13 protein-coding genes are annotated in these 12699 nt (G+C 71.9%); 3 read left to right on the top strand and 10 right to left on the bottom strand.

The window, feature by feature from the left end:
* Positions 1-6: 6 nt before the first annotated feature.
* From QSK31_RS07600 to QSK31_RS07555, 10 genes are all read right to left on the bottom strand, one after another.
* Positions 7-948, bottom strand: coding sequence for a glycosyltransferase (locus tag QSK31_RS07600; protein ID WP_285682270.1), 942 nt, complete (start codon positions 946-948; stop codon positions 7-9).
* Positions 945-1766, bottom strand: a complete 822-nt coding sequence (locus tag QSK31_RS07595) for a phosphatase PAP2 family protein (RefSeq protein ID WP_285682268.1) — start codon at positions 1764-1766, stop codon at positions 945-947. The genes QSK31_RS07600 and QSK31_RS07595 overlap by 4 nt, the downstream gene beginning before the upstream one ends.
* 59 nt (positions 1767-1825) lie before the next feature.
* Entirely contained in the window at positions 1826-3343 is a 1518-nt protein-coding gene (locus tag QSK31_RS07590; RefSeq protein WP_285682265.1) for a sugar transferase, read from the bottom strand.
* Positions 3344-3723: 380 nt separating this feature from the next.
* The gene (locus tag QSK31_RS07585; RefSeq protein ID WP_285682263.1) at positions 3724-4044 is read right to left on the bottom strand and encodes a ferredoxin; all 321 of its coding nucleotides are present in this window, start codon (positions 4042-4044) and stop codon (positions 3724-3726) included.
* Positions 4045-4180: 136 nt separating this feature from the next.
* Entirely contained in the window at positions 4181-4798 is a 618-nt protein-coding gene (locus QSK31_RS07580) for a response regulator (RefSeq protein ID WP_285682690.1), read from the bottom strand.
* Positions 4799-4815: 17 nt separating this feature from the next.
* Positions 4816-5982, bottom strand: coding sequence for a sensor histidine kinase (locus tag QSK31_RS07575; protein WP_285682261.1), 1167 nt, complete (start codon positions 5980-5982; stop codon positions 4816-4818).
* Positions 5983-6239: 257 nt separating this feature from the next.
* Positions 6240-7049 carry an ABC transporter permease gene (locus tag QSK31_RS07570; protein ID WP_285682259.1) on the bottom strand — a complete coding sequence of 270 codons (810 nt, stop codon included), beginning with the start codon at positions 7047-7049 and terminating at the stop codon, positions 6240-6242.
* Complete coding sequence (locus tag QSK31_RS07565; protein WP_285682257.1) at positions 7046-7870, bottom strand: ABC transporter ATP-binding protein; 825 nt, start codon at positions 7868-7870, stop codon at positions 7046-7048. The genes QSK31_RS07570 and QSK31_RS07565 overlap by 4 nt, the downstream gene beginning before the upstream one ends.
* A 286-nt stretch (positions 7871-8156) precedes the next feature.
* Positions 8157-8915 carry an ABC transporter permease gene (locus QSK31_RS07560; protein ID WP_285682255.1) on the bottom strand — a complete coding sequence of 253 codons (759 nt, stop codon included), beginning with the start codon at positions 8913-8915 and terminating at the stop codon, positions 8157-8159.
* Positions 8912-9868, bottom strand: a complete 957-nt coding sequence (locus QSK31_RS07555) for an ABC transporter ATP-binding protein (protein WP_285682253.1) — start codon at positions 9866-9868, stop codon at positions 8912-8914. Before QSK31_RS07555 ends, QSK31_RS07560 begins: the two co-directional genes overlap by 4 nt.
* A gap of 273 nt (positions 9869-10141) precedes the next feature.
* On the opposite strand from QSK31_RS07555, the gene rnhA reads away from it, so the two are divergent.
* The 3 genes from rnhA (at position 10142) to QSK31_RS07540 (ending at position 12688) form a co-directional block, all read left to right on the top strand.
* Positions 10142-10657, top strand: a complete 516-nt coding sequence (gene rnhA, locus QSK31_RS07550; RefSeq protein ID WP_285682251.1) for a ribonuclease HI — start codon at positions 10142-10144, stop codon at positions 10655-10657.
* Between the two features lie 73 nt (positions 10658-10730).
* A complete protein-coding gene (locus QSK31_RS07545) occupies positions 10731-11174 on the top strand; it encodes a hypothetical protein (RefSeq protein ID WP_285682249.1) in 444 nt (147 codons plus the stop codon).
* The gene (locus QSK31_RS07540) at positions 11144-12688 is read left to right on the top strand and encodes a multicopper oxidase family protein (RefSeq protein ID WP_285682247.1); all 1545 of its coding nucleotides are present in this window, start codon (positions 11144-11146) and stop codon (positions 12686-12688) included. The genes QSK31_RS07545 and QSK31_RS07540 overlap by 31 nt, the downstream gene beginning before the upstream one ends.
* Positions 12689-12699: the final 11 nt, after the last annotated feature.

The raw sequence follows: 12699 nt of genomic DNA, 5'->3' as shown, positions 1-12699 counted from the left end.
GCCCTCCTACAGTTTCTCGATACGGAAAGGGGTGACGTCCGGGCTGCTCCGCACCGACCAGGAGGCAGCGGTCTCCACGTCGTCGAACGTGACCTCGTCGGCCTCGCGGGCCACGACCAGGTCGCGTTTCTCCAGCTCGTGGGCGATGGCGACCTGGTGGTCGTCGACGTGCTCGCCGTACGCCCGGCGCCGCGGCACGTAGAGCGCACGCCGCCCGGCCTGCATCGCCGCCAGCGCGGAACCCACCCCGGCGTGCGAGATCACCACGTCGGCCTCGCGCATCGCCCCGCGCATCTCGGCCGGCGGCACCTGCGCGCGGGCGCCGTCCGGCATCCGGTCGATCCGGGTCGCGCCGACCTGCCACAACACGTCCAGGCCGGGCGGCAGGATGTCGACCAGCCGGTTCAGCAGCCGCGGGAAGGCGTACCGGGGGTGGGTGCCCAGGGTGACCACGACCTTGCGGACCTGGTGTCGCGCCCGCGCCGGCTCCGCGTCGAAGCTGTCGAAGATGGACCCACCGTAGTGCCACGTCCCGCTCGCCCACGAGCGGTGCTGGGTGAACAGCCTGGTCCCCGGCAGCCGCGCCGCCAGCCGGCCGGTCAGGGACGGGCCCTCGGTGCGGGTCGCGCTCTCGATGTACGTGCAGCGCACGCCCGTGGCGACCGCCGGCAGGAAGAACGACAGCGCGATGCTCGCCCCGGTGCTGACCACCTCGTCGTACCGGCCGCTGCCCAGCAGCCGGCGGGCCACCACCATGGTCCGCAGCGCGCCGGGCAGGTCGCGGGTGGTCGTCGGGCGTACGTGCACCACGTCCTCCCCCTCCAGCAGCGACCGGCTCTGCGGGCTGTCGAACGTCACCCAGCGCCGGTCCGGCACGTCCAGCCGCGGCACCAGGTCGTGCAGCTCGGCCAGGTGACCGCCGGTGGAGGCGACCAGGAGCGCGGTCATGTCGCCGGCTCCAGGATTCGGGCGTCCCGGGGTTTCGCGGCGCCCTCGCGCGGCCCGGCCAGCACGCAGACGGCCAGGGCGAAGCCGGCGAACAGGGCCGGGCCGAACATCAGGCCGCTGATCACGTCGGTCAGCCAGTGCTTCTGCACGTAGATGCGGGAATAGCCCTCGTAGGTGGCGAGCAGCAGGACGAACGTGCCCAGGGCGACGTGGACTTTCTTGTCCAGCCGCCAGGTGAGCGCGACGAACAACGCCAACGTGCCGAACACCATGACGATCCGGGCGATGCCGCCGGACGGGTACGTGCCCAGCCCGGTCGGCGGGTGGCCGCGGTCGACCATCCCGGAGATGACCGCCTGCACGTACTGCTCCAGGACGAACTGGGCGGGGATCGCCAGCAGCGGGATCCAGAACCGGCGCCGCCACAGCACCGCGAAGATCACCGCGCCTGCGACGGTCACCCACTTCAGCGGGTAGCGGTCGCCCAGCGCGGTGTAGAACCAGTTGACGTCCTCGAAGCCCGGGCTGCGGCGGGTCGCCACCCAGCTCAGCACCGGCCAGTCGACCGCGTGCTCCAGGCTGTGCGCCAGCTCGCCGAGCGGCCAGAAGACGGCCACGATCGCCGCCGACCAGGCCAGCAGCACCGTGAGCGCGGCACCGGGCCGGCCGAACGCCGACACCAGGCCGGCCGTCGCCGCGCGTACCCGTCTCGCCGTCGTGCTCCGGGCGAGCCGCCGCCCGGGCCCGTACGCCAGCAGTGGTCCGAACACCACCGGCACGATCACCGCGAACGCGGCGATCACATAGAGCGTTACCACGTGCCCCTGTCCCATTCCCGCGGCCTGCCGTGACCGCTCGATACGCCCCCGCGCTCCTCCTAGTACGCCCCCCGGCCGCGCATGACGACCATCGCGGTACGCATCAGGATCACCAGGTCGACGGTCAGCGACCAGTTCTCCACGTACCGCAGGTCCAGCCGGATCGAGTCCTCCCAGGACAGGTCCGACCGGCCGCTCACCTGCCACAGCCCGGTCATGCCGGGCTTCACCACCAGCCTCCGGCGCATGTCCTCCGGGTAGCGCTCCACCTCGGCGTGCAACGGCGGCCGCGGCCCGACCAGCGACATCTCCCCCAGCAGCACGTTGATCAGCTGGGGCAGCTCGTCCAGCGAATGCCGCCGCAGCACCCGGCCCGACCGGGTCACCCGCGGGTCCTGCCGCATCTTGAACAGCACACCGGCGACGTCGTTGCTCGCGTCCAGCGTCTCCCGGCGCTGCTCCGCGTCGACGTGCATGGTGCGGAACTTGACCATCCGGAACGACTCGCCGTCGCGGCCCACCCGGGTCTGCCGGAAGAACACCGGGCCGCCCGTGTCCAGCCTGATCCAGGCCGCGATGGCCAGGAACAGCGGCGCGAACAGGACCAGCAGGAACGCGGCGCCGGTCACGTCGAAGACGCCCTTGATGAGCCGCCGGCCGCCGATCAGCCGCGGGTGCTCGACGTGCATCATCGGCAGGCCGTCGACCGGCCGCACCGTGATCCGGTCACCCGCGGTGTCCACAAGTGACGACGCCACGATCAGGTCGATGTCGTCGCGTTCCAGCTCCCAGGCCAGCCGCCGCAGCATCGGGCCGTCCAGCTCCGGGCAGGTCAGCACCATCACGGTGTCGGCGCCGGCCGCCGCCGCGGAGTTCGCCGCCGCGGCCAGCGCGCCGAACACCGGCACGTCCACCACGCTCGCGGCGCCGTCCAGCTGGTTGGCCGGCAGGCAGGCGCCGATCACCTGGAAGCCGTGGTGGTAGCGGCGGTGCAGCTGGCGGGTCATCTCGGCGACCGTGCCGGCGTGCCCGAGCACCAGCACGCGGTGCATGGCGCGGCCGTTCGCCCGGTCCCGGTGCAGGCTCTGCCGCAGCAGCCACCGGCCCAGCAGGCACAGGCTCGTGGTCAGCACCAGCACCAGCAGGACGTAGCCGCGGGCCAGCTCGGCCCTCAGCACGTAGGAGGCCAGGGCCAGGCCGACGGTGAGGCGGGCGCCCGCCCGGATCACCCGCTGGTACTCGTCGGTCCCGACGAAGAGCAGGCGTCTCTCGTACGCGTGGGTCATGGCGAGCAGGCCCAGCCAGACCGGCGGGAGCAACGCGGAGAACACGAGATACCACGTCGCGTACGCGGCGCCCTGGAACCGCAGCACGTAGGCCACCAGGGTCGCGGCGAGCGTGGCGCCGAAGTCCACCACGAACAGCCACTTGATGTAGCGCGCCTCCCACACCCAGCGGTCGGCGAGCCGGCGTCCGGCGGTGTCCCCGAGGTTCTGCTCGGTGACGCCGAAATACGAAGTCGTAGTCGGTATCGATCCCGTGTCGGCGTCGTCCGCCGTCATGTCCGTCGTCGTCACGACGCCCCTGTTTCGAGTGAGTCCCCACGCCCACGAGGCATTGCGATCCCCGCTCCGCCATTGCGGTGAACATCGGATGAGGTTCCGGAGATTACCGACCCCTCTCCCGACCCGCGTCACCACTTCTTTCGCCGGGAGTCAGGGACGACATCCGGGCGCAATTCGATCGACCCGGCTCTACATCGGACAATAGGACCCGTAAGACCGTGATTGAGCGATCACGGCCCACAAGATTCATTTCATCCGGTGCGAATGCGGGGGCATCGAACGTTAACACAGGAGGCAGGTCGCACCCGAGAGGCACAGAGGCATCCGTCGATGAATCGTGACCAGTTCCACTGGACAATGGACGGTGCGATCGAGGGGTCGGCGGATATCGATCAGGATAGAAGTCGCAGCGCCGGCGCCGGGCACCTGCGGACGGCCCGCTCGGCCATCGGCTCGAGGGCGCGGGGCCCGACCGGCTCCCGGGCGCCGTCCCGCGCTCCCGGGAAGCCCCAGTCGTCCTCGACCAGCAGCTCGGGCAGCAGCTCGGCACAGAGCCCCCGGCCGTCGCAGGCGGTCCAGTCGATGTGCAGGCGCGGGGTCGTCGCGGGGCTCCGTTCGCGAGGCAGCGGCCGGTCAGATGGGCGTCGACGTCGGCGGCGAAGAGGGCCAGGCTGCTTCTGATCAGGCGTACGGTGCCGTCCTGGTGGTGGCACGCGCCGCGCCCGTCGACCAGCTCGGCCAGCCACGCCACCTCGGCCGCCTTGGGCAGGCCGTTCGTCAGCGGCTTGTCACGACCCCCGGAGGTGGCCTGGCCCGACTCGTGCCCTCCCTGAGTGGGTGCTGTGGCTTTCAGAGGAGCCCGTGGGACATCGCCGTGGTCACCGCGGCGGTCCGGTCCGCGACGTCCAGCTTGCTGAAGACCCGCAGCAGGTGCGTCTTCACCGTCGCCTCCGAGATGAACAGCTCCCGGCCGATGTCGGCGTTCGTCCGGCCCAGCGCGACCAGCCGCAACACCTCCGCCTCGCGCGCCGACAGCGCCGGCGGCGCCGGCTTGCGGACCTGCCGGACCAGCGTCGAGGCCACGCTGGGCGCGAGCACGGTCTCCCCGCGGTACGCCGCCCGCACGGCATCCGCCAGCTCGGCCGGGGACGCGTCTTTCAGCAGGTAGCCGCAGGCGCCCGCCTCGATCGCGCGCAGGATGTCCCGGTCCGTCTCGTAGGTGGTCAGCACCACCACCCGGGCCTTCGGCATGCGCGCCAGGATGCGGCCGGTCGCGTCGACCCCGTCGCCGTCCGGCATGCGCAGGTCCATCAGCACGATGTCCGGCCCGAGCTCGACCGCCAGCGCCACGCCCGCGTCGCCGGAGGACGCCTCGCCCACCACGGTCAGGTCGGGCTCGGCGTCGAGCATGCCGCGCAGCCCGTGCCGGACCACGGGATGGTCGTCGACCAGCAGGATCCTGATCATGAACTCGCGTCGCTCGCTCATGCCGGTACCTCCAGCTCGATGGTCGTACCCGTCTCGGGGTCGCTCCGCACCAGCAGCGACCCCCGCACCTGCTCGGCCCGCGCCCGCATCGCCGACAACCCGAAACCGTGCGCCGCCTCCGGGTCGAAGCCCCGCCCATCGTCGCGCACCACCAGCCGGACCGACTCGTCCCGATAGGCGAGCAGCACATCCACCTCGCGGGCCTCGGCGTGCCGGCGAATGTTCGTGAGCGCCTCCTGCGCCGCCCGGAGCAACACCACCTCGACGGCGGTGGGCAGGACCCGGGGCTCACCGGTCACCCGCGCGACGGCCGGCACACCGGTCGCCTCGGTGAAGGACGCGGCCTGCCGCCGGACCGCCTCAGCGAGCGAGGCGTCCGCCAGCGCGGACGGCCCGAGGGCGGCGATCAGCGCACGGGACTCGTCCAAGTTCTCACGAGCGGTGCGTACGGCCAGAGCGAGGCGCTCGTTCGCCAGCGCCGGATCGGCCGCCTGCACCAACGTGATGATGCTCGTGAACCCCTGGGCGAGCGTGTCATGGATCTCGCCGGCCAGACGTGCCCGCTCGGCCGCGACGCCCGTCTCGTGCGACAGCCGAGCCACCTCGGCACGGGTGGCCTGAAGCTCGGCGATCAGAACGGCACGTTCCTTGCTCTGCTCGATGATCCGGCTGATCCAGGTGCCCAGCCACACCCCGAGGGCGGCCGAGACCAGGAAGATCGGCCCGAGCCGGGTGACGATCGACGTGTCCCAGCCGTCCCGCGCGAACGCGCAGACCACGGGCATGAGGCAGGCCAGCACCACGGCCAGGCCGGCCTGCCGGACCGGCAGCACCAGATAGATCAGCGGGCAGACCGCGAAGAGCAGATAGCTGACGATCGACGCGGAGTAGGTGCCGGCCGCGAACACCACGATCACGACGGCCGCGAAGACGGACGCCGCCCGCGGATCCTCACGCGTGACGAGCCGCCGTCCCCTGACCGCGTAGATCACGACGATCGCCGCGATGGCCGCGACACCGCCCAGCCGCCTGGCGAGGCTCAGCTCGGTCGCCGCGAACGTGGCCACGAGCACGCCGGCCGTCACGATCCCGAGGGACAGCTCCCACTTGCGGTCCGCCTCGGCCCCGCCGCCCAGCGTCTCGCCCCGCTGCTCCACGGTCATCGCCCCCACCTCCCGACCCCCGGCCTTCCAGGCCGTTTGCTCTGCTTACCCATAGGAAGCACCCCTGGCCGGGCCGCCGCTTTGCTCTGCTTACACATAGGAAGCGCCCCCGCCGGCCACGTCACTTCAGCTCTGCTTACACATACGCACCGCCCCCGCCGGCCACGTCACTTCAGCTCTGCTTACACATACGCACCGCCTCCGCCGGCGGGTGCTGCGCGCGCCGCGTACCCGAAAGCCCCGGGTCTTGGGGTTGGTCAGCCGTCGCGGCGGCCGGTCCAGCGGAACGTCATCAGCGACAGGATCAGCCCCGCCACACACCACGCGCCCAGGGCGAGGGCGATGCGGCCGAGCTCCCACGCGCCGCCGGCCTCGAACCGGGTCATCGAATCCGGCAGGAAGACCGAGCGGAAGCCCTGGCCGATCCACTTGACCGGAAAGACCGACGCGAGCGTGATCATCCAGTCGGGCAGCTGGGTGATCGGGTGGATGAAGATGCCCGACAGGAACTGCAGGGCGACGACCGGCACGTTCAGGATGGCGCCGGCGGTGCGGGCGTGCCGGACCAGCGAGCTGGCGGCGATGCCGAGCAGGGTGCAGGAGATCACCGACAGCACGAACAGCCACGCGAACGTCCACCAGCTGCCCGCGTCGCCAGGCAGCCGCATGTCGAAACCGAAGACACCGATGGCCAGCAGGACAGCCACCTCCAGCAGGCTCACCGTCGCGACGAAGATCCACTTCCCGATGAAGTACGCCGTGGCGGTGACGGGCGTTCCGCGCAGACGCTTCAGCGTCCCGTCCTCACGGTCGACAGCGATCCCGATGCCCATGGTGATGAACGCGGTGGACACGATGCCGTACGCGATCATGCTGGCCGAGAAGATCTGCGCCGCGTTCACGCCCGCGTCGTTGTACTCGTTACCGAAGATCACCCCGAACAGGATCAGCAGGATCGCCGGGAACGAGAACGTGAAGATCATCGCGGTCTTGTCCCGCGCGAACTGGAGCAGTTCCACCCAGCCGCGGCTGAGCCCGTTGTGCAGCGTCGACGGCAACGTGGTCATCGCTTCTCCCCGATCAGGGTCAGGTAGGTGTCCTCGAGCGTCGGCCGGGTGACAGTCAGCCGGCTCAGGTCGGCGCCCTCGGCGCTGAGCTTCACGATCAGGTCGGCCGGGTCGGCGGTGGTCTCGGTGTGGCCGTCCCAGCGCACGGTGGCTTCGGCGGTGGCGCGCCCGCCCAGGCCGGCCGGGGTGCCCTCGGCGACGATGCGGCCGGCGGAGATCACCGCGAGCCGGTCGGCGAGCGCTTCGGCCTCGTCCAGGTAGTGGGTGGTCAGCACGATCGTGGTGCCCTCGCGGGCCTGCGCCCGGATCAGATCCCAGAACTGACGCCGCGCCGCCGGGTCGAACCCGGTGGTCGGCTCGTCCAGGAACAGCACATCGGGCCGGCCGACGACGCCGAGCGCCACGTCGACCCGGCGCCGCTGCCCGCCGGACAGCGACCGGATCCGGGCCTTGGCCTTGTCCGTCAGCCCCACCATGTCGATGACCTCGGCGACCGGCCGCGGCCGCGGATAGAACCCGGCGACGTGCCGCACCATCTCGGTCACGGTCAGTTCGGCGGCGTCGGTGGCCGTCTGCAGCACGATCCCGATCCGGGCACGCCAGGCGCGGCCCGCCGAAGCCGGATCGGTCTCGAGCACCCGCACGTCGCCCGCGTCCCGGCGCCGGTGCCCCTCGAGAATCTCTACGGTGGTCGTCTTGCCCGCGCCGTTCGGCCCGAGCAGCGCGAACACCTCACCGGCCGGCACGCTGAGATCGATGCCGGCGACGGCGTCCCGGCCCCCGTACGCCTTCCGCAGCCCACGAACCTCAATAGCTTTCATGCCGTAGAGCGTCCCGCCGAAGGGCCCTCCGGCGCGACGACCGCGCGGCCGTCATTCGCTGTCCACCGATCGATGGACAGCGGCCCGGCCATCCGCGTGCTTGCCATCTGCTGGACCGCTCTTCCGGCGGCGCGCCCGCTCGCGGCGGCTCGCTCTTGCGCCGGCGCGCCCACCCTTGGCGGCCCGCTCCTGGCGGCCCGCTCCTGGCAGCCCGCTCCTGGCAGCCCGCTTTCGCGGCGGCGGTCTGCTCGGCCCGTTCCGGGGCGCGACGGACCTGGCGGCCGGGTTACTCCCAGCGGAAGAAGCGGGTCGCCGCGGTTACGCCGAGTGCCGCCCAGGCCGCCAGGCTCAGCCAGATCGCTCCGGGGATCGCCGAGCCGCTCAGCGCATCCCGCAGTGCCTGCGCATGGGCGGCGAGCGGCAGCACGAACCAACCGGCCACGCCGAGGTCCGGCGCCGCGAACATGATCCCGCCCACCGCCAGCATCACCACGTAGATCAGCGTCGCCCCGGCGGTGACCGTCTCCGGGCGTAGCAGACCGGCCATGGTCAGGGCCAGACCGGAGTACGCCGCCACGGCCAGCACCGTGATCCCCACGGCCGGCAGCACGTGCCCGAACTCCGGCCGCCACCCGACGGCCACCCCGACCAGCGCCAACGCCAGCAACTGCACGAGGACCAGCCCGAGGATCGCGGACGTCTTCGCGAACAGCAGCCCGGACCGCGTGAGCGGGGAAGCGCCGAGTCGCTTGAGGACGCCGTAGCTGCGCTCGTACCCGGTGGTGATCGCCTGCCCGGTGAACGCCGTGGACATCACCGTCAGCGCGAGCACGCCGGGCACCACGTAGGCGAGCCGGTCGTCACCCGGGACATTGGTCGCATCGGTGAGCCCGGCCCCGAGCAGCACCAGCAGCGGCACGCCCATGGCCAGCACGACCGCTTCGCCCCGCCGCGCCGTCAGCAGCAACTCCATCCGGATCTGCCGGCGGACCACCGTCCCGCGGGGAGCGCGCCCGGGCGCCGGCGCGAAGGTCCCCGCGCTCATCGCGGCGCCTCCGTCGAGGTCGTGATGCTCGTGGCCGCGGGCGCCCTCGTTGTGGTCAGCGCCAGGTAGACGTCCTCCAGCGTGCGCCGCCGGGAGTTCACCGAGGTCACCCGGGCGTCCGCCTCCGCGAACCAGGCCAGCACCGCCGCGATGGCCGCGCTGTCCAGTGCGCCGGCGATCGAGTACTCCCCCGGCGACGTCTCGTCGATCTTGGCGTCGATGCGATCGCCCAGCGCCGTCACCGGCAGGCCCGCGTCGGCGTGCACCTCGAGCAGGTCGATTCCCGCCGCGGCGGTGAGCTCGGCCGGTGTCCCGGTTGCCGCCACCCGCCCCGATCGCATGATCACCACCTGGTCGGCGAGTCGCTCGGCCTCGTCCAGCAGGTGCGTCGTGAGCAGGACGGACACACCGTCGGCCCGCAACTCCTCGACGAGCTGCCACGTGGTGTGCCGCGCCTCGGTGTCCATGCCGGCGGTCGGCTCGTCGAGGAAGACCAGTTCCGGCCGTCCGACCAGCGCGACCGCGAGCGCGAGCCGCTGCTGCTCGCCGCCGGACAGCCGCCGCCAGCGGGTGCGCCGGACACCGCGCAGACCGAGCCGGTCGAGCAGCATGCCGGTGTCGAGCGGCGTTGCGGCGAACCCGGCGAACAGCTCGAGGATCTCCCCGACGGTCGCCCACGGGTAGACGCCACCCGCCTGCAGCATGATCCCGAGCCGGGGCATCAGCGCGTCGTGATCACCGACCGGGTCGAGCCCGAGCACCGTGGCAACTCCGCCGTCCGGCCGCCGGAAACCCTCGCAGACCTGCAGCAGGCTGGTCTTCCCGGCCCCGTTGTTGCCGAGCAGGGCGAGCACCTGCCCGCGCGGCGCGGTGAGCGAGACGCCGTCCACGGCGGTGACGTCGCCGTAGCGAACCACCACATCCCGCACCTCGACGGCCCCGGCCTGACTCATCCCGCCCCATCGTCCAGGCGAATCCCGGCGGATCCGCTCCGGCCACGATACGTTGCGCCCGGCCGCCACCGGACGGCGAGCCGCGCGACGCTGTGTCACCAGCACTGTCCCACCCCTCCGGGTCTCGTCCTTCCTGTCTACCGGGCCGGCGGGCGCCGGGCCTCGTCCCGGCGGCCGCTCCGCTCCTCCCCAGGGTGGATCTGTTGCGTTCGCAACTGTCGTCCCCCGGCCGGGTGTGCGACTGGACCGCCCGTGGTCGGTAGGGTGCCCGCCATGACCGATCGAACCGTCGTCGAGATCTACACCGACGGGGCCTGCATCCCGAATCCGGGCCCCGGCGGCTGGGGCGCGGTCCTGCGGTACGGCAAGTCCGAGCGTGACCTCTGCGGCGGTGATGCCAACACGACCACCAACAACCGGATGGAACTGACCGCGCCGATCCGCGCGCTCGAGTCGCTGAACCGCGCGCCCCTGACGGTGATGCTCTACACCGACAGCGTCTACGTCCGTGACGGGATCACCAAGTGGCTGCCCCGCTGGAAGGCCAACGGCTGGCAGACCACCGCCCGGCAGCCGGTCAAGAACGTCGACCTCTGGCAGCTCCTCGACGCGGCGGTGAGCCGGCACGACGTGCGCTGGCACTGGGTAAAGGGCCACGCCGGCCACCCCGAGAACGAGCGCGCCGACCGGCTCGCGGCCCGCGGGCTGCAGGAGGCGGTCGCCGCCGGCCCCACGACACTGGCGGAGGCCCGAGCCGTGAGCGAACCGGGGGTCGGCGGCCTCTTCTGAGCTGCAGAAATCCGGCCCTCCCCTAGGTGCGGCGCCGGATCCGCGATCACGCCTTCGCCCGAAGGATGAAACCGTGCTCAAGAATCCGCTGTCCGCGACGTCGGCCACCCGCGCGGAGCCACCACCGATCCCGGCGCCCAGACCGGGCGCCCGCTGGCCCATCGGCGTGCTGCGCGCCGTCTCCGTCCTGGTGCTGATCCAGGTGCTGTTGCAGGCCGCGCTGGCCGGTGGATTCGTCACCGGGCAGGTGTCGCTGCTCGGCCTGCACAGCGCGAACGGCACCCTGCTCTTCCTCACCTCCGGCCTGCTCGTGGTCGGCGCCGTGCTGCTGGTGCGTCCGGGCCGGGGCCCGTGGTGGCCGATCGTGGTCGCCACCTCGGTGTGGCTCCTGATCACCTTCCAGGCCGGGATCGGGTTCGCCCGGCTGATCGGGCTGCACATCCCGATCGGCGTCGCGCTGATGGGCCTGATCAGCGGATTCACCTGGTGGGCCTGCGCGTACCGGACCCGGCGATGAGCCTGACCCGCCGCGGTCTGCTGACACTCGCCGGCGCGGCCACCGTCGCCGGCTGCGGGCGCCTGTCCGACGGACCGGGAACCGGCCGCCTGCTGACCAGCAAGGTCCACCCGCCACGCTTCGTCACGCCGCTGCCGATCCCGGCGACCGCCCGGCCCGTACGGGTCACCGCCGACGCCGACCATTACGTGCTCACCCAGCGGGTGGCCGACGTCAACCTGCTGCCCGACCGCAAGACCCGGATCTGGGGTTACGACGGCACCTTCCCCGGGCCGACCCTGCGCGGCCGGCGCGGCCGGCCGATGGTCGTGACGATCCGCAACGAACTGCCGGTGCCGACGTCGACGCACCTGCACGGCGGCGTCACCCCGCCGGACTCCGACGGGTTCCCCACCGACCTCACCACCCCGCGCGGGTACTCGCCCGCGCCGCCGGTGCAGCACGGCGCCCCCGGACAGGTGCACGAGATCAGCCGTGACTACCACTACCCGATGGCGCAACGGGCGGCGACGCTCTGGTACCACGACCACCGGATGGACTTCACCGGCCCGCAGGTGTGGCGCGGCCTGCTCGGCCTCTGCGTGATCACCGACCCGCGGGAAGAGGCGCTGCCGCTGCCCCGCGACGAGCGGGACCTGCCCCTGGTGATCTGCGACCGCGCGTTCGACGAGGACGGCTCGTTGCAGTACCCGTCGCAGGACATGGCGATGCACGCGCCCGGCGCCCGCGGTCAGTTCGTCACCGGCGTCTTCGGCGACGTGATCCTGGTCAACGGGGTCGCCTGGCCGCGGCACGAGGTCAGCGGCGTCCGGTATCGGCTGCGGCTGGTCAACGCCTCGAACGCCAGGCGGTACCGCCTGGCCCTGCGGGCCGGTGGCCGGCGGCTGCCGATGATCCAGATCGGCAGTGACGACGGGCTGCTGTCCGCGCCGATCACGCACACCGAGATCATCGTCACGCCGGGCGAACGGTACGACGTCGTCGTCGATTTCGCCGGCCTCCCGATCGGGACCGAGGCGACCCTGGTCAACGATTTCGGCACCGGCGGAACGACCGAGGTGATGCGGTTCGCCGTCGTCCGGCAGGCGACCGACGACAGCCGGGTGCCGGACCGCCTGGCGGCCGCGGAGCCCCCGCTCACCACGGCCGACGCGGTCACCGAACGGCAGTTCGACTTCCGTTACGACGAGGGGCGGTGGACGGTCAACCGCCGGCTTTACGACCCGGCCGGCAGCCTCGCGGCGCCTCGCCTGGACACCGTCGAGCTGTGGCGGTTCACCAGCGATTTCCACCACCCGGTGCACGTCCACCTGGCACATTTCCAGGTCCTGTCGCGGGCCGGGCGCTCGCCGGAGCCGTGGGAGACCGGCTGGAAGGACACGGTGGACGTACGACCGTACGAGACGGTGGAGGTGCTGGCGAAGTTCGCCGGCCACCGTGGCAAGTACATGTTGCACTGCCACAACCTCGAGCACGAGGACATGGCGATGATGGCGAATTTCGACGTCGTCTGACGCGCGCATCG

Origin of the sequence: Actinoplanes sp. NBRC 103695 (genome assembly GCF_030269485.1) — a bacterium.
GTDB lineage: Bacteria > Actinomycetota > Actinomycetes > Mycobacteriales > Micromonosporaceae > Actinoplanes.
Note: the sequence above shows the minus strand (reverse complement) of the source record. Positions and strands in the feature narration are given on the sequence as shown.